At 60.6% G+C, this 22,149-nt stretch carries 20 protein-coding genes, 2 tRNA genes and 1 pseudogene; 11 read left to right on the top strand and 12 right to left on the bottom strand.

The window, feature by feature from the left end:
- Positions 1-428 precede the first annotated feature (428 nt).
- From OCT39_RS07550 to OCT39_RS07535, 4 genes are all read left to right on the top strand, one after another.
- Positions 429-1,472, top strand: coding sequence for a methionine ABC transporter ATP-binding protein (locus tag OCT39_RS07550; protein WP_263587046.1), 1,044 nt, complete (start codon positions 429-431; stop codon positions 1,470-1,472).
- Complete coding sequence (locus tag OCT39_RS07545) at positions 1,453-2,106, top strand: methionine ABC transporter permease (protein WP_263587045.1); 654 nt, start codon at positions 1,453-1,455, stop codon at positions 2,104-2,106. Before OCT39_RS07550 ends, OCT39_RS07545 begins: the two co-directional genes overlap by 20 nt.
- A 117-nt stretch (positions 2,107-2,223) precedes the next feature.
- Positions 2,224-3,018, top strand: a complete 795-nt coding sequence (locus tag OCT39_RS07540) for a MetQ/NlpA family ABC transporter substrate-binding protein (protein WP_263587044.1) — start codon at positions 2,224-2,226, stop codon at positions 3,016-3,018.
- Between the two features lie 102 nt (positions 3,019-3,120).
- On the top strand, positions 3,121-3,600 hold the full coding sequence (locus OCT39_RS07535; RefSeq protein WP_263587043.1) for a GAF domain-containing protein: 480 nt from the start codon (positions 3,121-3,123) through the stop codon (positions 3,598-3,600).
- A gap of 62 nt (positions 3,601-3,662) precedes the next feature.
- Here OCT39_RS07535 and OCT39_RS07530 read toward each other — a convergent pair.
- Positions 3,663-3,739, bottom strand: a tRNA-Val gene (locus OCT39_RS07530).
- Between the two features lie 36 nt (positions 3,740-3,775).
- Positions 3,776-3,852, bottom strand: a tRNA-Val gene (locus OCT39_RS07525).
- 167 nt (positions 3,853-4,019) lie between these two features.
- Here OCT39_RS07525 and OCT39_RS07520 point away from each other — a divergent pair.
- Positions 4,020-5,090, top strand: coding sequence for an endonuclease/exonuclease/phosphatase family protein (locus OCT39_RS07520; protein WP_263587042.1), 1,071 nt, complete (start codon positions 4,020-4,022; stop codon positions 5,088-5,090).
- Positions 5,091-5,108: 18 nt separating this feature from the next.
- Here OCT39_RS07520 and OCT39_RS07515 read toward each other — a convergent pair whose 3' ends face one another.
- A complete protein-coding gene (locus OCT39_RS07515) occupies positions 5,109-6,485 on the bottom strand; it encodes a class II fumarate hydratase (RefSeq protein ID WP_263587041.1) in 1,377 nt (458 codons plus the stop codon).
- A 324-nt stretch (positions 6,486-6,809) separates the two neighbouring features.
- On the opposite strand from OCT39_RS07515, the gene OCT39_RS07510 reads away from it, so the two are divergent.
- A complete protein-coding gene (locus OCT39_RS07510) occupies positions 6,810-7,184 on the top strand; it encodes a phasin family protein (protein WP_263587040.1) in 375 nt (124 codons plus the stop codon).
- Between the two features lie 29 nt (positions 7,185-7,213).
- On the opposite strand, the gene hda is transcribed toward OCT39_RS07510, so the two are convergent.
- Both hda and OCT39_RS07500 read right to left on the bottom strand, forming a co-directional pair.
- Positions 7,214-7,918: a DnaA regulatory inactivator Hda gene (gene hda / locus OCT39_RS07505; RefSeq protein WP_263587039.1), complete on the bottom strand. Its 705-nt coding sequence runs from the start codon at positions 7,916-7,918 to the stop codon at positions 7,214-7,216.
- Positions 7,915-9,021, bottom strand: a complete 1,107-nt coding sequence (locus tag OCT39_RS07500) for an AI-2E family transporter (RefSeq protein WP_263587038.1) — start codon at positions 9,019-9,021, stop codon at positions 7,915-7,917. Before OCT39_RS07500 ends, hda begins: the two co-directional genes overlap by 4 nt.
- A 195-nt stretch (positions 9,022-9,216) precedes the next feature.
- Between OCT39_RS07500 and purM the strand changes: the two genes are divergently transcribed.
- Positions 9,217-10,299, top strand: coding sequence for a phosphoribosylformylglycinamidine cyclo-ligase (gene purM, locus OCT39_RS07495; protein WP_263587037.1), 1,083 nt, complete (start codon positions 9,217-9,219; stop codon positions 10,297-10,299).
- Positions 10,296-11,030, top strand: a complete 735-nt coding sequence (purN, locus tag OCT39_RS07490; protein ID WP_263587036.1) for a phosphoribosylglycinamide formyltransferase — start codon at positions 10,296-10,298, stop codon at positions 11,028-11,030. The genes purM and purN overlap by 4 nt, the downstream gene beginning before the upstream one ends.
- Positions 11,031-11,108: 78 nt before the next feature.
- On the opposite strand, the gene dcd is transcribed toward purN, so the two are convergent.
- The 3 genes and pseudogenes from dcd to OCT39_RS07475 form a co-directional block, all read right to left on the bottom strand.
- A complete protein-coding gene (dcd, locus tag OCT39_RS07485; protein WP_252109239.1) occupies positions 11,109-11,675 on the bottom strand; it encodes a dCTP deaminase in 567 nt (188 codons plus the stop codon).
- A gap of 9 nt (positions 11,676-11,684) precedes the next feature.
- A pseudogene (apbC, locus tag OCT39_RS07480) lies at positions 11,685-12,500 on the bottom strand (iron-sulfur cluster carrier protein ApbC); the annotation flags it as partial.
- A 130-nt stretch (positions 12,501-12,630) separates the two neighbouring features.
- Positions 12,631-13,950: a kinesin gene (locus OCT39_RS07475; protein WP_263587035.1), complete on the bottom strand. Its 1,320-nt coding sequence runs from the start codon at positions 13,948-13,950 to the stop codon at positions 12,631-12,633.
- Positions 13,951-14,231: 281 nt separating this feature from the next.
- On the opposite strand from OCT39_RS07475, the gene OCT39_RS07470 reads away from it, so the two are divergent.
- From OCT39_RS07470 to OCT39_RS07460, 3 genes are all read left to right on the top strand, one after another.
- Positions 14,232-15,131: a GGDEF domain-containing protein gene (locus OCT39_RS07470; RefSeq protein ID WP_263587034.1), complete on the top strand. Its 900-nt coding sequence runs from the start codon at positions 14,232-14,234 to the stop codon at positions 15,129-15,131.
- A gap of 125 nt (positions 15,132-15,256) precedes the next feature.
- The gene (locus OCT39_RS07465; protein WP_263587033.1) at positions 15,257-16,447 is read left to right on the top strand and encodes an aromatic amino acid transaminase; all 1,191 of its coding nucleotides are present in this window, start codon (positions 15,257-15,259) and stop codon (positions 16,445-16,447) included.
- 93 nt (positions 16,448-16,540) lie between these two features.
- A complete protein-coding gene (locus OCT39_RS07460; protein ID WP_263587032.1) occupies positions 16,541-18,022 on the top strand; it encodes an NCS2 family permease in 1,482 nt (493 codons plus the stop codon).
- On the opposite strand, the gene OCT39_RS07455 is transcribed toward OCT39_RS07460, so the two are convergent.
- From OCT39_RS07455 to OCT39_RS07440, 4 genes are all read right to left on the bottom strand, one after another.
- Positions 17,985-19,307 carry an MATE family efflux transporter gene (locus OCT39_RS07455; RefSeq protein WP_263587303.1) on the bottom strand — a complete coding sequence of 441 codons (1,323 nt, stop codon included), beginning with the start codon at positions 19,305-19,307 and terminating at the stop codon, positions 17,985-17,987. The genes OCT39_RS07460 and OCT39_RS07455 overlap by 38 nt on opposite strands.
- A gap of 148 nt (positions 19,308-19,455) precedes the next feature.
- Positions 19,456-20,040 carry a YceI family protein gene (locus OCT39_RS07450; protein ID WP_263587031.1) on the bottom strand — a complete coding sequence of 195 codons (585 nt, stop codon included), beginning with the start codon at positions 20,038-20,040 and terminating at the stop codon, positions 19,456-19,458.
- A gap of 63 nt (positions 20,041-20,103) precedes the next feature.
- Positions 20,104-20,661, bottom strand: a complete 558-nt coding sequence (locus OCT39_RS07445; RefSeq protein ID WP_263587030.1) for a cytochrome b — start codon at positions 20,659-20,661, stop codon at positions 20,104-20,106.
- Positions 20,662-20,927: 266 nt separating this feature from the next.
- On the bottom strand, positions 20,928-22,136 hold the full coding sequence (locus OCT39_RS07440) for an O-succinylhomoserine sulfhydrylase (protein ID WP_263587029.1): 1,209 nt from the start codon (positions 22,134-22,136) through the stop codon (positions 20,928-20,930).
- Positions 22,137-22,149 lie beyond the last annotated feature (13 nt).

The raw sequence follows: 22,149 nt of genomic DNA, 5'->3' as shown, positions 1-22,149 counted from the left end.
CCTGATTGGCGCCCGACCATCGAGGGCCGGGATTAAAGCGTCATTATCGCCTTTTAAGCCGGCCAGGCCAAAGTGCGTTTGTATCGATTGTTGGCAATAGCGCATTCCTGCTGAATGCGCGATAACGGCACTCAAAACGCTTGCCCGTGCGCCGATCGCGACCGATTTTGTCAGTCACCGCTTGGCACCTGGTCTACGTTGACAACCCGCCGGGGGCTATTTAGACTTTCGCCGCAACGACGATAGACGCCGATTTATACCCGGATTGCGGGCGTCCACCAGCCAACGGCGGTGAAGTGCAGCTAAAAGGGCGAGCCCAGCATTGATGGCCACCCGTCGGGGTGGCTTTTCTGTTTTAGCCCCTTTGTTTTAACCCTTTTTTTAACCCCGCCACTTCCCGTCTTCGGCCTCACATAAAGGCAGACGCCATGATCGAACTTAGTAACGTCAGTAAAACCTTCGGCAGCGGCCCCCGCGCGGTCCACGCCCTCAAGAACGTCAATCTCACCGTTCCAAGAGGCGCCATTCACGGCGTGATCGGGCTTTCCGGCGCTGGCAAGTCGACGCTGATTCGCTGCGTCAACCTGCTCGAGCGCCCGAGTGAAGGCCGCGTTTCGCTCGACGGCCGCGACATCACCACCCTCAAGCGGCGTGAGCTCAACCGCACTCGCCACCGCATCGGCATGATCTTTCAGCACTTCAACCTGCTGACCACGCGCACGGTCTTCGACAACGTCGCCCTGCCCCTGGAGCTAATGGGTCAAAAGCGCGCCGATATCAAAACGCGCGTCACGCCGCTTTTGGAAATGGTGGGACTCGTCGACAAGGCTCGCATGTACCCCGCCCAGCTCTCCGGCGGCCAGAAGCAGCGCGTGGCGATCGCCCGGGCGCTGGCGAGCAACCCCCAGGTGCTGTTGTGCGACGAGGCGACCTCGGCGCTCGACCCGCAAACGACCAGCTCGATTCTCGAGCTTCTGCGCGACATCAACCAAACGCTTGGCATCACGATTCTGCTGATCACCCATGAAATGGAGGTGGTGAAGTCGATCTGCCACCGGGTCAGCCTGATCTCCGGCGGCGAGCTGGTCGAGGACGCCGACGTCGGCGACTTCTTCACTGCCCCCAGTACGCGGCTCGGCCGCGAGTTTCTCAACGACTTCTTGCAGCTCAGCCCGCCCAAGGAGCTGATCGCAAGACTCTCCGACACCCAGGGGCCGCAGAGCCATCCGGTCGTGCGTCTGACGTTCTCGGGCGATGCGGTTTCCACGCCGCTCATTTCGCGCCTCGCCCGCGAGTGCAGTGTCGATGTCAGCATTCTGCAGGCCAAGGTCGAATCCATTCAGGAGCGCACGCTGGGGCTGATGATCGCCGAGCTGTTGGGAAGCCCCGAGCAGACCCAACAAGCCATGGCGTATCTTCAAGCGCATCAACTACAGGTAGAGGTACTAGGCTATGTCCAGCGCGATGTTTGATCTTGTTCTCCAGGCCACGCTCGATACGCTCTATATGGTCGCGGTCTCCGGGGTCATCGCGACGCTTTTGGGTCTGCCACTCGGCGTGCTGCTCTACGTGACCCGCCCGCGCCAGATCATGGCGATGCCGGTGCTCAACCAGGTGCTGAGCCTTGTCACCAACATCGGCCGCTCGATCCCCTTCATCATTCTGATGGTCGCCATCATTCCGTTCACGCGCATGCTGGTGGGCACCTCGATCGGCATCAACGCCGCCTCGGTGCCGCTAACCATCGCGGCGATTCCGTTCGTGGCACGCCTGATCGAAGGCGCACTCAACGAAATCTCGCCCGGGTTGGTCGAATCCGCCCAAGCGATGGGCGCCACCCCTTGGCAGATCATCTGCAAGGTGCTGATCCCCGAGGCGCGCGGCGGCATCATCACCGGCCTCACCATTACCGTAGTGACGCTGGTGAGCTACTCCGCGATGGCCGGCGCGGTCGGTGGCGGCGGGCTGGGGGATTTGGGCATTCGCTACGGCTACAATCGCTTCAACCCCACCATTATGCTGGTCACGGTGGTCGTGCTGGTGGTCATGGTGCAGGGTTTTCAGAGCCTGGGCGACTATCTGGTGCGCAAGAGCGACCGTAAATAGCGCCTTGAAATCGGCCGGCATGGCACATATATAACTCGAAAGCATTATGGGCCGGTTTTTTATTGCTATAATACCCATTACGTTAGAATCGTTACGCCCGTTAACAGGAGAGACATCATGCAAAAGCAGCTATTCGGCGGTTTGACCGCGCTGGCCCTAGCGATCAACGTCGCCAACGCGCAGGAAGCCAAAAGCATCAAAATGGGTACCGTGGCCGGCCCGGAAACCGAAGTGATGCAGGTTGCCGCGCGTATCGCCAAGGATGAGTACAACCTCGACGTCGAGATCATCGAGTTCACCGACTACGTCACGCCGAACGCCGCTCTTGCCGACGGTAGCCTGGACGCCAACGCTTACCAGCACGCGCCCTACCTCGAAACGATGAACAGTGACCGCGGCTACGACCTGGTCGCCGCCGGCTACACCTTCGTCTACCCGATTGGCGCCTACTCGGAGAAGTACGAGAGCCTTGATGAGCTGCCGGACGGCGCCCAGATCGCGCTGCCCAACGATCCGACCAACGAAGGCCGCTCGCTGATTCTGATGCATAACGAAGGCCTGATCACGCTCAACGACCCGGAGAACCTGGAAGCGACGCCGATCGACATCGCCGAGAACCCGCGCGATTTTCGCTTCCGCGAAATCGAAGCCGCTCAGCTTCCGCGCATTCTGCCGGACGTCGACATGGCGTTCATCAACAACACCTTCGCCCAGCCGGCAGGCCTGAGCCTGGACGATGCGCTGGTGCGCGAAGGTGCAGAGTCGCCCTACGTCAACCTGATCGCGGTAAGAAGCGGTGACGAGGAGCGAGAAGAGATCCAGCAGCTCGTCGACGCCTACCAGCGCGATGAAGTGATCGAAAAAGCCGAGGAGCTGTTCCAGGGCGGCGCGGTACCTGGCTGGACCGAATAACCGCTCACGGCAATGACAAACCGGCCTCATGAGACCGGGCATTCAGCAGGTCGGCCTTTATGGCCGACCTGTTTCATTTCAAGAGATCAAGGAGGCCCGCCCATGGCCTGCGCCGACTACGCACTGTTGAATCGCCAGCTCGAGTCGCTGCTCGACACCCGCGACTGGCTGACCAATACCGCTCAGACCTGCGCCTTCATCATGGAAGCGCTCGACTCACTCAATTGGGTCGGCTTTTATTTGCAGCGAACGCCCGAACTTTTGAGTCTGGGCCCGTTTCAAGGCAAGCCCGCCTGCAACCCGATACCCTTCAGCAAGGGCGTGTGCGGGGCAGCAGCGCGTACTCAAACGACCCAGCGGGTCGACGACGTGCACGCCGTGGCGGATCACATCGCCTGCGACGCCGCCTCGAACGCGGAGCTGGTCGTCCCCATCGTGGTCGGTGGCAAGGTGTGGGGCGTACTCGATATCGATAGCCCAGAGCCCGCTCGCTTCAGCCAGGAAGATCAAGCCGGCATCGAGTCACTGGTCGCGACGTTCATCGCGCGCACCGACCTGCCCCTGCCCGGCAGCGCGGCCTGACGGTTTTACTTTCCACGCAACGCAAAACGCCCCGACCAAAAGGCCGGGGCGTTTTTGAATTCTGGTAGGACCAGGCGGATTTGAACCGCCGACCTCCACGATGTCAACGTGGCGCTCTAACCAACTGAGCTATGGTCCTTCACTATTCACCGATTCACTGCCTGAAAGCGGCAGATGGTAGGACCAGGCGGATTTGAACCGCCGACCTCCACGATGTCAACGTGGCGCTCTAACCAACTGAGCTATGGTCCTTCAGTGCGGTGCGTATTCTATCTTTTCACGGCGTAATTGCAACCGTTTTTTTATCGAACGCTTTTTTATAGAGTGTTGAAAAGAAAGTTCTCTTTTACATCGACACGTCTTTCGCGGGCCAGCTAAGCTTACTCGTGTATTGTTTATCCCATGTTAAGGAGGCTGGTTTGCCTGAGCTCTTGTTGGGCGGCATTTCGCTGCTCTTGCTGCTGGTCACGGCGGTCCCGCACATTCGTCTGCGATGGTGGCTTGTTCGCAGCTTCGAATTTCCCCGTGTTCAAATCGCCATCGCCGCCCTTTTAAACGCCTTGGCCGTTTATTTCCTGCTCGACCCCGGCCATTGGCGCTCCGTCGCCGGCATTTTCTCGCTGATCGCCCTGTTCGTGCAGGTCGGCTACATACTGCCCTGGACGAAACTCTGGCCTCTTGAGGTTCAAAACGCAAAAAACCCGCCTGAAGATCAAACCCTCAAGCTGTTGGTCTCCAACGTGCTGACGCCTAACCGGAATGCCAAGGGTCTGATCGAGTTGATCGAAACGAATCAGCCGGACATCGTTTTAACACTGGAGTCGGATCAGTGGTGGGGCGACCAGCTCGACGCGGCGCTCAACGACAAGTGGCCCTACAGCGTTCGAGTACCGCTGGACAATCTTTACGGCATGCACCTCTATTCGCGCCTCGAATTGACCGACACCGAAGTCAAATGGCTGATCCAGGACGATATTCCGTCGGTACACACTTACGTTACGCTGGCAAGCGGCGCGCGGATACGCCTTTACGCAGTTCACCCACGCCCACCTGCCCCCAGCGAAAGTGACAAGTCACTATGGCGCGATGCCGAACTTTTATGGGTAGGTAAACACATCCACGAAGATCCGAAACCCTCCCTGGTCGCGGGGGATCTCAACGATGTCGCCTGGTCGCGTACCACGCGTCGCTTCTGTCGCGTAGGCGGCATGCTCGACCCACGCCGCGGGCGCGGCATGTTCAGCACCTTTCATGCCAACTATCCGTTCATGCGCTGGCCGCTGGACCATATTTTCGTCACCGAGCACTTCACTTTGGTCGACATGCATCGACTGGAAGGATTTGGCTCGGACCACTTCCCGATTCTCGCCACCTTCTGCTATCGCCCTTCTCGTCAGGACGAGCAGCCAACGCCGGATGCAAGCGAAGAGGAGCGTGAAGAGGCCGACGAGACGATTGTTGAGGGCAAGACGGAGAAACAGGAGAAGTAACCCGCCCTGCCCGTTGGCTCACTCCGGAACGCCGCCTTTAGTCAGCACGGCCGGATCAAGCAGCCGCTCGAGGGTCTCGCGATCCAGATCGGTCTCCTCCTCTGCCACATCGATGATCGGCCGCCGTGCCTGGTACGCCTTCTTGGCGACCGCGGCGGCGGCGTTGTAGCCGATGGTGCTGTTGAGCGCGGTCACGAGGATGGGATTTCGCGCCAGCGGCTCCTGCAGATGATCCTCGCGTACCTTGAAGGTGGCGATCGCGCGGGTGGCCAGAAGGCTTGCGGTATTGCTCATTAGCGTGATTGAGCTTAGAAGATTCGAGGCCACCAGCGGCAGCATGACGTTGAGCTGAAAGTTACCGCTTTGCCCGGCCACGGTGATAGCGCTATCGAGACCGATCACCTGGGCAGCTGCCTGGGCCGCGGATTCGGGAATCACCGGATTCACCTTACCCGGCATGATGGAACTTCCCGGCTGCAGCGCCTCGAGTTCAATTTCCCCAAGCCCCGCGAGCGGCCCGGAGTTCATCCAGCGAAGGTCGTTGGCGATCTTCATCACCACGCAGGCAAACCCTTTGAGCTGGCCCGAAAGTTCGACGGCGGCGTCCTGGCTCGAAAGACTGGCGAAAAAGCTGTCGTTGGGCGTAAACGAAAGCCCGGTCTGACGGCTGAGCTCTTCGGCCATCTTCTCGGCAAAGCCTTCCGGCGCGTTGATACCGGTACCCACGGCGGTACCGCCCTGGGCCAGGCGCTGTAAGCGCGTCATGGCGCTATCAAAACGCTCGATGGCCTGGCCGACCTGGCTCGACCACGCGCCAAGCTCCTGGTCCATACGCAGCGGCATGGCATCCATCAGGTGGGTGCGTCCGGTCTTGACGACGTTCTTGAGTTCCTCGGCGCGCTGGTCGATCGCATCGCGCAGGGTCAACAGTGCCGGGCGCAGCGACTCCTTGACGGCGATCGCGGCGGCGACGTGGATGGCGCTGGGGATGACGTCGTTGCTCGATTGCCCCATGTTGACGTGATCGTTGGGGGTGACCTCGACGCCTTCACGGGAGGCAAGGGTCGCCAGCACCTCGTTGACGTTCATGTTGGTCGAGGTGCCGGAGCCGGTCTGGTAGACATCGATGGGGAACTGGTCGTCGTGCTCGCCGTCGATCACCGCCTGAGCGGCTTTCTCGATGGCGCGGGCGCGCGGCTCGTCGAGATGACCAAGCGAGAGGTTGCTGCGCGCAGCGGCAAGCTTGATGCGGGCTACCGCATGAACGAAAGCGGTGGGCATGGGCGTGTTCGATACCGGAAAGTTATTGATCGCCCGCTGGGTTTGAGCGCCATACAGCGCGTTTGCCGGCACCTCGAGTTCTCCCATGCTGTCGCGCTCGATACGTGTTTCCATACGTTTTCTCCTTTTAAGCGAGCCGCTCGTTCGGCTGCTATTGACGCGTTTAGCAAACTACCCACTTTACCCTAGCCACTGGAGCGGCTATCGACAACGTCGAGCCGGTTCCTGGCGTCAATTGAGCGCCTATCGATTGATCGCTACCCTGGCCTTTGCACCGTTCTCCAACAGCGCCGCCATGTTGCAGCGCACAAAGACCGTTGCTATGCTGCAAAGCAGCAAGGATTTATGCTAAACGTCAAAAGATTGACGTAACACGCGTAAGAACACGGCTTCGAGAATGGGCCTTGTTCCTTTCCATCGACTAACGGGAGAAACACCATGGCAACGTTCCAACAATCGCCAACCAACGAGCAGTTCCATTCGCTTTTTCTCGGCCCCTTGCAGGCCTTCGTTTCGCTCGGCGTGAACACATCAGAAAAGCTGTTCAACGCCCAGCTCAATGCGCAAAAAGCCTACGTCGATCTAGGCCTGGAGCAGGCGCGCCAGCTAATGCAGGTAAAGGACGCCGCCGAGCTTCGCGACTATATGGAAGGCCAGCAGCGTGTGGCTAAAACGCTGGCCGAGCGCCTCAAAGGCAATGCCGATCAGATGACATCGATTCAGCGCGACTTCTTTCAAAAAAGCCAAAAACTGACCGAAGAAAATATGCAGAAAGCGCAGCAGCTGGCCAGCTCGATGCGGGAAACCGCCTAGCAAAAAATCGCCCGGCCGCTTGAAGGCGGCTACCAGCCAAGCGCCGATTTAACAAAGGGAATCGTCAATTTTCGCTTGGCCGATAGCGACGCCTGGTCGAGAGTTTCGATCGCCGTGCAAAGCTCGCCAAGCTCCCGCGGGCCGCGGTGTAAAATATAGCGGGCCACGTCGTCGGGAAGCTCCATTCCCCTGGCGCCGGCGCGCAGCTTCAACGCCTGCAGACGGTCCGCGTCGTCCAGCGAATGCAGGTGATACGTCACTCCGAAACTCAGTCGTGAAGCCAAGTCCGACAGCGCCACGTTGAGTTGGCGCGGTGGGGCGCTGGCGGCGATGATTAGCCCTTTGCCTGCGTCACGCAGCCGGTTGAAGGCATGGAAAAGCGCTTCTTCCCAGCGCTTGCGTCCAACCACGCACTCCAGATCGTCGATCGCCACCAGGTCGAGGCGTTCGATATCCTCAAGCATCAATGGCGGGAAGTGCCCCAAATCCGCCAGCGGTAGATAGAGCGCGCGCTTGTCACGATCCGAGGCGGCGTGGCAGGCGGCCTGCAACAGGTGGCTTCGCCCGCTACCGGGCGAGCCCCATAGATAGACGAAGGGTTCCGCGTCCGGCTCGAGCTGGCGGCCAAGCGAGGTCAGAAGTGAGGCATTGGCACTGGATGCGAAGTAGTTATCGAAGGTGGCGTCGTCGCGAAGCCCGACGCCCAGCGGCAGCTGAGCCGGCACTCTGCTCATGGAATCTCCCTGTCCCTGTCGTGATCGAGCCGGTTGAGCGACTTGGCGCCGGTAAGCTTCGCCTCGCCGTACAGCTCGCTATTTTTATACCGCTCGATCACCTCGCGCAGAAGCACCATGATGACCGCCGCGGCGGGTAGCGCCAATAGTACGCCAGTCAGTCCAAAAAGACTGCCCCCGGCCAGTACGGCGAAGATCACCGCCACTGGATGCAGGCCGATCTTGTCGCCCAAAAGCTTTGGCTGTAGTACCACGCTCTCCATTACCTGACCCACGCTAAACACGGCCAGTACGCCAACAAGCCCCCACCAGCTTTCGAACTGGAAAAACGCGACCACCAGCGCCACCCCCAGCCCAACGATGAACCCCAAGAAAGGCACGATGCTGACAAGGCCCGACACCACGCCAATCAAAAGGCCGAAATTGAGCCCGATCAGCGTAAGTCCTAGTGCGTAGATCACGCCAAGGCTCAGCATGACCAGAAGCTGGCCGCGCAGGAATGCGGCCAGCACCGCGTCGCAGCGTTTGGCGAGTCTGGCGGTATCGCGGGCGTAGTGGCGCGGCACCAGATCCGCCATGTTGGCCAGCAGGCGGTCCCAGTCGAGCAGCAAATAGAACGTGACCACGGGAATCAGCGCCACGTAGGTGATCCAGGTGACGAACGCCGCCCCGGAACGGCCGATGCTCGCCAGCGCCTGGGCCAGATAACCGCCGGCGTCGCGCCAATTCTCCAACAGCGTGGCTCTCACGTTGCCAAGTTCGGCGCGCACGTCATAGCCGGTCCACTCCAGCACCTGGGGCGCCAGGCGATTTTCGACCCAAGTGAAGATGTCCGGCAGCGCCTCGCCAAGCTGCTTGATCTGCGAGACGATCAGCGGAATCAGGATCAACAGCGCCGCGGCCAGCAGTAAAAAGAGCGCGACGAAGACGCTGGCCACCGCCAGCGGGCGCTTCATGCCCCACTGCTGGAGTTTGTTGGCGATAGGGTCGACCAGATAAGCGAGGATCATGCCTGCCACGAACGGCATCAGCACCGAATCAAGCAGGTACACAAGGCCCACCAGCAGCAGGATAAACACCACAGCCCAGGTAGAGTGGCGCATACTCGAATCGCTCCTTAAAGGGTCGCCTGTCGCGACATAACGTCATGTTATCGTTGTAAGATAACGTGTCTTGCACGATAACTCGACAGGACAATGCGGCAATCGATGCCAAATGGTACAATCCGCCGAATTATCGGCCGCCCTCGGCCGCGACCCTTCCTATCCCGTACTGCCATAGGCTCCAAAGGACCTGTCATGACCCAGACAACCCCTCCTCCGGCTTCCCCGTCACTTAGCTACAAGGATGCCGGAGTCGATATCGATGCCGGCAACGCCCTGGTAGAGCGTATCAAGCACGTGGCCAAGCGCACGACGCGCCCCGAGGTCATGGGCGGTCTGGGTGGTTTCGGCGCGCTTTGCGAACTGCCCGAGGGCTACCGTCAGCCGGTGTTGGTCACCGGTACCGACGGCGTGGGCACCAAGCTGCGCCTGGCGATGGATCTTGGCAAGCACGACACCATTGGCATCGACCTTGTCGCCATGTGCGTCAACGATCTGGTCGTTGCCGGCGCCGAGCCGTTTCTGTTTCTCGACTACTACGCTACGGGCAAGCTCGATGTCGATATCGCCGCCGACGTAGTGACCGGCATCGGCACCGGCTGCGAGCAAGCGGGCTGCGCGCTGGTCGGCGGTGAAACCGCGGAAATGCCGGGCATGTACGAAGGCAATGACTACGACCTGGCCGGCTTCTGCGTCGGTGTGGTCGAAAAATCCGAGATTCTCGACGGAAGCCAGGTCGACGAAGGCGACGTGCTGCTGGGCCTCGCCTCGTCCGGCCCTCACTCCAACGGCTACTCGCTGATTCGAAAGATTCTTGAGGTCAGCGAGTCTGCCCTCGATGAGCCGCTGGATGGCCAGCCGCTGGGCGATGCGCTGATGGCGCCGACGCGCATCTACGTCAAGTCGCTGCTTTCAATGCTGCGCGAAAGCGAGCTTGCGATTCACGCGCTGTCGCACATCACCGGCGGTGGCCTTTTAGAAAACATCCCCCGCGTACTGCCGGAGCACCTGGCCGCACGGGTCGACGTCAGTACCTGGAAGCGCCCGGAGGTTTTCAACTGGCTGCAGGCCAAGGGCAACGTCAGCGAAGTGGAGATGCACCGGGTGCTCAACTGCGGCATCGGCATGGTGGTAGTCGTGCCCCAGGCGCAGGCCGACGAGGCGATGAGCTATTTGCAGGATCAGGGCGAAACCGTTTACCGCATCGGCGAAATCGTCAAGCGCGAAGAGGACGCCGTGATTCTCGAGAACCTGGCCGCGGGAGAGGCCAGCCAGTGAGCGATAACGAGTACACAAGCGACACGCTCAACGACATGACGCCAGAGCCGGTCGATCAGCGCCGCATCGTGGTGCTTATTTCCGGCAGCGGCAGCAACCTGGCAGCGCTGATCGAAGCCCAGAATCACGACCGGTTGGGCGGCGAAATCGTCGCGGTGATCTCCAACGAGCCCGCCGCGTTCGGGCTCAAGCGCGCCCACGAAGCCGGCATCGAAGCCGTTGCGCTGCCCCACCGCGAGTACGAAAGCCGCGAGGCCTATGACGGCGCGCTGATCAAGGTGATCGAGCGCCACGAGCCGGATTTGATCGTGCTGGCAGGCTTCATGCGCATTTTGACGCCGCGCTTCGTACAGCGCTTTCTGGGCAGAATGCTCAACATCCACCCGTCGCTTTTACCTGACTATCAGGGGCTCAACACCCACGCCCGAGCGCTGGCCGACGGGCGCGATCTGCATGGCTGTAGCGTACACTTCGTCACCGAGGAGCTCGACGGCGGCCCGGTCGTGCTGCAGGCCGAGTGTCGCATCGATGAAGACGACGATGAGCAGCGGCTAAAAGACAAGGTGCACGCCCGCGAGCATCTGATTCTGCCCATTGCCGTGCAGTGGTTTTTGCAGGGCCGGCTCAACTACTCAAGCGATAAGGTCACCATCGACGGCCAGCCGCTACCGCCCCAGGGGATGCGCCTGTCTCATGACGACGCCGCCGAAGAGCTCGACGAAGACGTTTGACGGCTCCCTTGATAGCAAAAAGCGCGCCTTCCCGAGCGCGCTTTTTTTATGCGGCTGTTGATGCGATGACCTGTGAGGTCAGGTACGTGGCAGCGTCACGCCGCGCTGGCCCATGTACTTGCCGCCCCGATCCTTGTAGGAGGTTTCACACTCCTCGTCGGCGGCGAGAAAAAGCATCTGCGCCACACCTTCGTGGGCGTAAATCTTCGCCGGAAGATTGGTGGTGTTGGAGAACTCCAGCGTCACATGACCCTCCCACTCTGGCTCCAGGGGCGTGACGTTGACGATGATACCGCAGCGCGCGTAGGTGGATTTCCCCAGGCAAATGGTGAGCACGTTACGCGGGATACGGAAGTACTCCACGGTGCGCGCCAACGCAAAGGAGTTGGGCGGAATGATGCAGACATCGCCCTTCACGTCGACGAAGCTCTTGTCATCGAAGGCCTTGGGGTCGACGATCGCCGAGTGGATGTTGGTGAACACCTTGAACTCGTCGGAGCAGCGCACGTCGTAGCCGTAGCTCGATGTGCCGTAGGAGATGACCCGCTGGTCGTTGACGTGGCGCACCTGCCCCGGCTCGAAGGGCTCGATCATGGCGTCACTTTGCGCCATGCGGCGAATCCACTTGTCAGACTGAATACTCATTGCTGCTCATCACTCGCTAAAGGAAATCGTGGGGCCGCTTTGCTGCGTTCCCATCACCGAAGCCGCCACCTGGCGGGCGATTTCGGCAAAGGTTTGGCTCTCGTCGCTTTCGGGGCTCGAGACCACCGTGGGCTTGCCGGAGTCCGCCAGCTCGCGAATGGACATCGCCAGCGGGAGGCGCCCCAACACTTTCGTGGCGTACTCCTGAGCGATGCGCTCGCCGCCGCCAGTACCGAAAATGGCCGCCTCATGGCCACAGCTTTCGCACTTGTAAAGGCTCATGTTCTCGACCACGCCCACCACCGGCACGTTGACCTTGCGAAACATCTCGATGCCCTTGCGCGCATCCAGAAGCGCGATATCCTGGGGGGTCGTGACGATCACCGCGCCGGATACCGGCACCTTTTGGGCAAGTGTCAACTGGATGTCGCCGGTGCCCGGCGGCATGTCGATCAGCAGAAAGTCGAGCTCGCCCCACTGGGTCTGATTGAGCATCTGCTGAAAGGCGCCAACGACCATCGGGCCACGCCACACCATCGCATCGCGGGAATTGACCAAAAACGCCATCGACATTGCCTTGAGCCCGTGGGCCTGAAGCGGCATAAACGCGTTTTCACCGGCAGGCTGAGGCCGCGTGCCCTCTTCCACACCGAGCATTTGCGCCTGGCTTGGGCCATAGATATCGGCGTCGAGCACTCCAACGCGATACCCCTGGGCGGCGAGCGCCAGCGCCAGGTTTACGGTGACGGTGGATTTCCCCACGCCCCCCTTGCCGGACGCTACTGCGATTATGTGCTTGATCCCATCCATTGTACGCTCCTTTGCACAGCGTTTAAGTGGCTAAATCATACGCGCTGGCGCCCGGTTCATAAACTCGAAACGATAAAAAGCGGGTACGGCGTTTGCCGTACCCGCGTAGCGACTTCTTAATGCTGCCCGTTCAAGGGAAAACGCTTTACTGGGCAGCACTCTGCTCGTCGGTTTCCTCCTCGCCTTCATCGTCCTGCGAAGAAGCACCGTTGGATTGGCCGGACTGGTTTGAGCTCTGACCAGTCGGGCTCTGTCCAGTCGGACTCTGTCCACCCTGATTCTGCGCGCTGCTCTGACCATTCTGTCCGCTTTGGCCCTGTGACCCCTGGCCCTGACGGTTCTGGGCTTGATCAGACTCCCCCTGAGACGACTGGCTCTGTCCACTCTGACCACCCTGATTCGACTGCTGGCCGTTGGGAGCCAGATTGGGCACCTCGTCTTCGCTGGCGTCGTCGACTTCAAGGCGAGCGTCGAGCGCGGATAGTTCTTCGCGCCAGTCGCTGAGCTGACTTTCCAGCCGCTCGAGCTGCTGCTCACGCGTTTCGATATCGCTTTCGACGTTTGAGAGCTCTTCGCGACCCATATCCAGGGCCACCATGAGATCGTCCATTTCCGAGCGAACCTGTGTCAGGCTCTGCGCCTGCTCATCGCGCTGTTCGGTGAGCGAATCGATTTCCGACTGAAGATCATCGCGCTCGCTGCTTGCGCTTTCACGCTCGCTTTCCAGCTGATCGACCTCCTGCTGGGCACTGTCGATCTCTTCTTGTAGTGATGCGAGGCGCTCTTCGGCGTCGCTCACCTGGCTTTCGAGCTCCTCGAGCTGCTGCTGAGCTTCGTTTTGCGCGTCGAGTACCTGCTGACGCTGCTCTTCGGCCTGCTGGCGCGCGGTTTCCGCTTCCTGACGGGCCTCTTCGGCGCTTTCACGCGCCTGCTCGATCTGGTCCAGATTCGACTGCGCTTCATCACGCGTCGAGGTGATCTCGTCACGCTCGTCGCGCAGCGACTGCATGTTTTCCTGAGCGTTTTGAAGCTCCTGTTCGAGGCTCTCGACTTCCTTTTCGAGCGAATCGCGCTGGTTTTGAAGTTCTTCGAGACGCGACTGAATCGTTTGGGCCTCTTCCTCGGCCTGCTGCACGCTTTGCTGGGCCTCCGCCTGGCGCTGCTCGAGCGAAGCAATCTCTTCGCGCATCGCGCCGAGGTCGGTTTCCGCCTGCTCGATTTCGCTAACGCGCTGGCTCAAGCGCTGATTTTGCTGCTCGGACGTCGCCAAATCGTTTTCCAGAACGTCGATACGATCGCGATGGGTATTGGCGTTGGACTGCGCCATGATGGCCCAAACGACGGCCACGGCGGCAATACCGGCAATGGCCCGAACGCGGTTATGTTTGAAGAGCTCGCTGGTGCTGAGCTTGCCGCCGCGGGGCTGACCGGCGGGTTGTTGATCCAGCTTGGTGTCGTCTGCCATGGTGCGTCCCTGAGGAATCTGTTGATTTTCAAAGTTGGTATTTAAAAACAGTAGTTAACTTGCCCGACACCCGCCAGTTATTCTCCTAAAACATCGTTTCAACGCAGTCAACGTTAGCCAACCATTAAATAATTATGCGACTAAAAACGGCCATGGTTATGACGATAAAATATAAAGATCCACGGTCGATGTCAGTAAAGGCTTACAGAAACCCGGTCGTTAACACGCTACCCTGTCAGCTCATTTTTCATTTTTTCAACGTTTCCCATGTGGTACACCGCATGTACGTGATCAATTCATCCTTGACGGCGCCCACCACCGAAGCGCTTCTGCCCTGCCTACCGGGGGTCATATTTCAGCTCGACCGCTCGCCAGATGGCACCCTGCGTTTTACCTATCTGGAAGGCGATCGCGACATACTCGACCACCTGGACCGCGCGGCGCTGGCCGACAGCGCCAACGCGGCCATCGCACAGCTTACCGGCGAACACTGGCCGATGGTGAGCACCGCCATCGAGCGCTCCGCGCGCTGGCTCGTGCCGCTAGCTACCCGTTTCAAGCTTTGTCACCCCTCTCACAAGGCCTACTGGATCGGCGTCAGCGCGTCACCGGTGCGGGTTGACGGCGGCGTTCGCTTCAACGGCATGATGATGAACATCACAGGCCAGGTGGTGAACGAGCAGCGTCTCGAGAAACGCTGCCATACCGACGTGCTGACGGGGCTTCCCAACCGCCGCAAACTAATGCTGGAGCTCAACCGTTTGAGCATGATCAGCGAGCAAGACTCGACCCCCTTTTCGATCATGATGATCGATGTCGATCACTTCAAACGCTTCAATGATCGGTTTGGTCACGCCTACGGCGATGAGATTCTGCGCGCGTTGGCCGAGCGCACCAGAGCGCTTTTGCGCGACAGCGACATGCTGGCAAGACTGGGGGGTGAAGAGTTCGTGGCGGTAGCACCACGCACAACGCTTGGCCACTGTTACCGCGTCGCCGAGCGCGTGCGCGACAGTATCGCGAAGCTCGATTTGGGCGCCGGCACCGGGGAGGTCACCATCAGCATCGGGGTCGCTGAGTACCGCTCGCAGGAGATACTCGCCACACTTTTGAAGCGCGCAGACAAGGCGCTTTATCGCGCCAAGGACACCGGGCGAGACTGCGTTTACTCCATCCAGTGAAGCCAGGGCGCTCAAGACGGCGACTCTTTTACCGATTACCCGGCCAGCGGTGTGGCAGTTCCCGTAACGCGATGGCATCATAAAGCGCTGCATATTATTCATCGCTTAACGAGGTAGTCATTTCAATGTTCGAGCATATTGAGCGGGTCCCGGGTGATGCCATTCTTGGACTGATCGATGCTTTCAAAAAAGACACCAACCCACAGAAAGTGGATTTGGGCGTCGGCGTTTATCGCGATGCCAACGGCAATACGCCGATCATGCGCGCCGTCAAGGAAGCAGAGGCTCGTCTGCTCAATAACGAAACAACCAAAACCTACATTGGTTCTCACGGCGCGCCCGCCTACGGTGAAGCCGTGCTGCCGATCGTACTGGGTGAAAACTCGAGCGTACTGAGCCAGAAACGCGCCAGCGCCACCCAGTCCCCCGGCGGCACCGGCGCGCTGCGACTGGCGGCGGACTTCATCGCCGGCCAGATGCCGGGCAAGGGCATCTGGGTCAGCGACCCCACCTGGCCGAACCACCACGGTATTTTCACCTCGGCAGGGATCGAGCTTCATAAGTACCCCTACGTCGACCCGGACAACCGCCTGGACTTCGAAGGCATGGTCAACGCGCTCAAGAAGATTCCCGAGGGGGACGTTGTCGTGCTGCACGCGTGCTGTCACAACCCGACCGGCTTCGATCTCTCCCAGGCGCAGTGGCAGGAAGTGCTCGAGATTGTGAAAGAGCGCAAGCTTCTACCGCTGGTCGATTTCGCCTACCAGGGCTTTGGTGAAGGGCTGGAAGAGGACGCTTACGGCGTACGCCTTCTCGCAGAGAACCTGGATGAGGTGATCATCACCAGCTCCTGCTCAAAGAACTTCGGCATCTATTGTGAGCGTACCGGTGCGCTGATTCTGGTGGCGAAGGACGAAGAGCAGATGGAGAACGTGCGCTCTCAGGTCGCCATCGTTGCGCGCGAAAACTACTCCAATCCGCCGGCGCACGGCGGTGCCATCGTCAGCGAAATTCTCCACGACCCGGAGCTTTGCCAGATGTGGCGTGAAGAGCTGACCGAAATGCGCGATCGCATCAATACGCTGCGCCGCGATTTCGTCGAAGCGCTCAGGCCCTATGGCCTCGCTGACAAGTACGCTTGCGTTGCCGAGCAGCGTGGCATGTTCTCCTACACCGGCCTGACGCCGGAGCAGGTCGATCGCCTGCGCGACGAGTTCGGCATCTACATGGTTCGTTCGGGCCGGGCCAACGTGGCCGGTTTCTCTCAGGAGAACCTGCCCTATCTGGCCAAGGCGATCGCCGCCGTCAACGAGTAACGCAGTACCTTCAAAAGCGCCCAGACAATCGTCTGGGCGCTTTTGTTTCCGATCATCAAAACTGACCGATCAGTCAAATTTCCGAGGCTTTCCATGGCGGCCCACGGCTTTCGCTATCCCTGGTATAAAAAAGAAGACACCGACGCGTTTTTCGCGCTGTTTCAAAACAACATTGCCAACTTCGTGATCATCGCGATCACCATGCTGGGCATGGACTTTCCCGCAGAGATCGTCTTCGGGCAGGTTCTGCCCGGGGCGGCGGTCGCGGTCATGGCGGGCAACTTCTACTACGCCTGGAGTGCGACGCGCTTGGCCCACCGGGAGCAGCGAAGCGACGTGACCGCGCTCTCCTACGGTATCTCGACGCCGGTCATGTTCGTCTTTCTTTTCGGCGTGCTGCTACCGGCCAAGCAGTTGACCGGCGATGCCACGCTCGCCTGGCAGGTGGCGGTGGCGGCCTGTTTCATCAGCGGCGCCATCGAGGCGCTGGTGAGCCTGGTCGGGCGCTTCGTGCAACACCATTTGCCGCGAGCGGCCATGCTCGGCGCGGTGGCGGGCGTGGCGCTCACGTTCATCGCCGGCGAAATGCTGTTCAAGACGTTGGAGATGCCGGTCATCGGGCTACTGGTGCTGGGCATTACCATCGTGGGGCTGATCGCCCGGGTGAGCATGCCGTTCAAACTTCCCACGTCGCTGTTTGCCATCGTGCTGGGCACGGTGATGGCGTACCTGATCGGCGATGCCGGTGGCGAGCGCTTTAGTGACGCCTTCACGCATCTGGGCTTTTATCCGCTGCTGCCGAATTGGGCCTGGTGGGACGGGCTTGGGCTACTGTTCGGCGGGATGCTGGCGGTGCTGACCGTGGTGCTACCCATCACGCTTTACAACGCCATCGAGACGATGAACAACGTCGAGGCGATGGAAGCCGCCGGCGATAAATACGACGTGCGCGAATGTCAGGCGGTGGACGGCGCAGGCACCATGATCGGCGCGCTGTTCGGCGGCGTGTTTCCAACCACGGTGTACATCGCTACCGTCGGCGCCAAGTGGATGGGCGCCGGGCGCGGCTACAGCATTGCCAACGGCGCGGTGTATGGCCTGGCGACCATGCTCGGGCTGATCGCCGCCCTCGCGGCGATCATTCCCGTTTCCGTGGTCGCCCCCATCCTGGTGTTCGTGGGCATTTCGATGATCACCACCGCGTTCCAGGCCAACGACACCCGCTACTATCCGGCGGTCGCGCTGGCCATGCTGCCCTACTTCGCCAACTACGTCTCGACCCGCTTCAACCGCGGCGCTGAAGAGGTCGTCAGCGGTATCTCCTCGGCCATCGTGGTGATGGGCCAGGGCGCCATGTTCATGGCCATTCTGCTCGGCGCGATGACGGTGTGCGCCATCGACCACCGCTTTCGCAAGGCGGCCATCTTCGCGCTGGTCGCGGCGGGCTTCTCGTTCGTTGGCCTGATGCACGCACCGAAGCTTGCGCTCAACGCCGCACCGGACTTCGTCATGGGCTATCTTGCCATGGCGCTACTGTTTAGCTACTTCGCGTTTCAGAAAGCGCGTCATCCCTGATATCGGCAGGCGCCGCCTGGCGGTGCGGGCGCGACAGTATGCGCCGCAGCACGATCCAGGCGGCGAGTCCGGCCATCACGTTGCCGATCGCGGCGCCGGCGGCCAGCCCCACCCAGCCGAAAAGCAGCGTCCCGAGCCACAGAGACGGCAGGTAGAACACGAACAGCCGCGCGCTGGACAAGAGCATCGCCCGAAGCGGCCAGCCCAGCGCGTTGCCTGCCGACACCACCAGCATGCATACGCCGAGCAGCGCATAGCTTGGCAGCATGAAGCGGATCAGAAGCGTCAGCGCCTCGCGCACCTCCGGGTTACCCGCCAGCGCCGCGGCCACCCAGGGCGCAACGAGTGCCAGCACGATGCCGAGGGCAAGCTGCCACACCAGCGCCACCTTGAGCGCCAGGCGCATCAGCCGATGAATCTGTGCCCAGTCGCCCGCCCCATAGCAGCGGCCAAGCCAGGGCGGCAGCGACATGGTCATGGCGAGAATCACCATCAGCGACATGGTTTCCAGCCGATTCGCCAACCCCCAGGCCGCCACCTGAACATCGCCGAGCCCGGCAACCGCGGTGATCGCCAGCATCGCGGCCAGCGGCGGCATTAGCTGGCTGACCATCGCAGGCCCGGCGATACCGATAAAACGTCGCCAGGAGGCTCGCGCTTCAAGAACAATGCCGTCGAACGCCAGCCACTGATGGCGTGCCAGTTTGCGGCTAATCACCGCGAGCCCGACGCCAAAGGCGACGACGCTCGCCCAGGCCGCGCCAGGAAGCCCAAGCCCGGGCCAGTCGCCTGCGCCAAAGATCAGCAGCGGGTCGAGCGCCAGGTTGACCGCACTGCTGAGCACCATCATCTTGCCGGGGAGGTAAGTATCGCCGTGGGCGCGAAAAAGGCTGTAAACGAAGTATAACAGCGCGGCCAGCCAGGCAGAAAAAAGCTGCGGGCCCCAGTAGGTTCGTATATAGCCAAGTGCAGTATCATCGGCGCCAAGAAGCGTGAAAATAGGCGTCTGTAACAGCCAGAGCAGAATACATAGCGCGCCGATGACGCCGCCACCGGCGAGCAGTACGAGACTTCCCAGGCGCCGTGCACGCTCGTCTTCGCCCGCCCCCAGCGCCCGAGAGACCAGCGCGGCGATGGCAATTCCCATGCCGACCTGCACGCCGATGATCAAAAACGAGAGCGGAAAGGTGAACGACTGCGCCGCCAGCGGCGCCGTGCCCAGGCGCGCAATGAAAGCGCTATCGACCAGTTGAAAGCCCAGCAGCGCGAGAACGCCGATGGCCATCGGCCAGGTTTGTCGCCACAAGGTGAGGCCCAGAGTGTGCTGACGCGAAGTGGCCAAGACGAAACTCCTATCGAAAATTTTTTGCGACTCAAAACGCAAAAGCGCCACCGCCCCGGCCGGGGCGATGGCGCTTTTTAACACGGTGGACTTACTGGCGGATACCTTCGAACACCACGTAGAGTTCGAGCTCGTGCATGGCTTCCGGGAAGTCGCTCATGTCGATACCGTAGTCGCTTAGGGTGATCATGGTGCTACCCTCGAAACCAGCGCGGTAGTTGCCCCAGGGGTCGTCACCTTCACCGATCAGGGTCACCGGCATTTCGAGTTCCTGGGTTTCGCCGTGCAGCGTCAGCTCGCCGGTCAGCGTGCCTTCGTTGTCACCTTCGGACTCGAAACCGGTCGAGGTGAACGTGGCCGTCGGGTACTCGCTGGCGTTGAGGAAGTCCTCGCTCAGGATATGACGGTCGCGCTCGGCGTGATTGGAGTTCAGGCTATCGACCTGCACTTCCATCTCGACGGTTGAGGCGTCCAGATCGTTTTCGTCGTAGGTGAATTCGCCGGAGAACTCCTCGAAGCTACCCAGAATGTAGGACATGCCCAGGTGGCTGATCTTGAACTGTACGAAGGCGTGCTGGCCTTCGGTATCCACCACGTAATCGGCGGCCTGGGCCTGGCTTAGCGGTACCAGCGCAGCGGCAGCAACGGCAGTTGCAACAAGGCTCTTTTTCAACATTGAAACGTCTCCTCTCTTTCCCTGGTTGAGTCGGGGCGCCCTCCGGCGACCCGGGTGAAATCGTTAAGCTCGGCGTCGGCTATCGGCTGGGCTGAGCATACGCGAAAGCGTCGTATGACGGTTGACGAAATGATGCTTGAGCGCGGCCAGCGCGTGGCCCGCGGCGATGACGATGAGCGTCACCGCGCTGTACCAGTGAATGTCGCCAGCAATGGACGCCTGATTGGGAAGACTCGACAGCACCGCCGGCATCTCGAACCAGTCGAAGACGCTTACGCCTCGCCCGTTCGCCGTCGAAATCAGATAGCCGCTCAGCATTACCAGAAGCAGCAGCACGTACAGGCCGATATGCCCTACGTGGGCGGCAAGGCGCTCGAACCGGCTGCCCTCACCTTCTGGGGTAGGCTGCACGAGCCGCCAGACAATACGCGCGGTGGTGACCATCAACAGCAGGATACCGATCGAGCGGTGTACCCAAGGCCCCTGATTGTACCAGGGGTCGTAGTAGCCAAGACCGGTCATCCACCAGCCTAGTATAAAAAGGCCGATCACGGTCAAGGCACTGAGCCAGTGAAACGAAATGCTGACAAGCCCCCACCCGCTTCGTGTATTGCGCCACATGCCCCGGTCCCTAATGAAGAGTTACCGTCTTTTGTTGTCAGAACGGTAAATAAGGTTTTGATTTGGAAAGTGGGCAGAGCATAACGGTTTACCGGTGTGAGCACCGCTGAAAAAAGCGGGACAGTTCGTTCGTAAAAACCGTTTATTACCACGCTAACAATACGGTTGGCGTCAACATTTTCGAACGCGACCTTTACACCTAGCCGATTCAAACACGAAAAACCCCGCCAGGGCGGGGTTTGAAGAGAGCTGAAAGAGCCCTTGCACTAGCCTGCCAGCGCATCGAGCCCGCGGGCAAGGTCAGCGCGGATGTCCTGCTGGTCCTCCAGCCCCACCGCGATGCGGATCAGCCCCGGGGCAATCCCGGCGGCCTCGCGCTGGGCATCAGACAGCCGGCCATGGGTCGTCGTGCCCGGGTGGGTGATGGTGGTTTTGACATCGCCCAGGTTGCCAGTGATCGACAAAAGCCGTGTGGCATCGATCACCTGCCAGGCACCCTCCTGGCCGTTGACGACCTCGACCCCCAGCACGGCGCCGAAGCCGCGCTGCTGTTTTTTGGCCAGTGCGTGCTGGGCGTGATGCTCAAGACCGCTGTAGTGCACGCGCTCGACCGCCGGATGCTCGGCGAGCCACCTGGCCAGTGCCAGGGCATTTTCACTATGAGCCTTCATGCGCAGCGAGAGCGTCTCGAGCCCCTTGGTGAAAATCCAGGCGTTGAACGGGCTCAGGCAAGGGCCACAGGTGCGCACCACGCCGAACACCTCTTCGAGCAGATCAAAGCGCCCTACCACGGCGCCGCCGATGGCGCGCCCCTGCCCGTCCAGGTACTTGGTCGCCGAGTGGATCACAAGATCAGCGCCCAGCGCGATAGGCTGCTGAAGTGCCGGGGTCAAAAAGCAGTTATCGATGGCAAGCAAAGCGCCATGCTCTTTGGCGATCATTGAAAGCGCTGCGATGTCCGCCACCTCAGACAGCGGGTTCGACGGCGTTTCGGCAAACAGTAGTTTGGTGGCGGGCGTCATCGCCTGCCGCCAGGCCTCGAGATCGGAAAGCTCGACGTAACGCGTGGTAATGCCGAACTTGCCCAGATACTTGTCGAACAAGCTTACCGTCGAGCCAAACAGCGAGCGCGAGGCGACGATCTCGTCGCCCTGGGAGAGCAGCGCCAGCGCCGTCGAAAGAATCGCCGCCATGCCGGAGCTGGTCGCGACACAGCGCTCCCCGCCTTCGAGCGCCGCCAGACGGCGCTCGAAGGTATGCACGGTCGGATTGGTGAAGCGGGAATAGACGTTACCGGCTTCCTTGCCACCGAACTTGCGCGCCGCCTCGGCGGCGCTTTCGTAGACGAAGCTCGAGGTCGGAAAGATCGGCTCGGAATGCTCCTGCTCGAACGTCCGGTGATGGCCGGCGCGAATGGCCAGCGTGTCAAGCGCGTACTCGGGAGCGTCGTTTGAGTGATCGAAGTCGTCCTGCATAAAGCTACCTTTG

The sequence above is a fragment of the Halomonas sp. GD1P12 genome (genome assembly GCF_025725645.1).
Lineage (GTDB): Bacteria > Pseudomonadota > Gammaproteobacteria > Pseudomonadales > Halomonadaceae > Vreelandella.
This window is presented reverse-complemented; position numbering and strand designations above follow the sequence as displayed.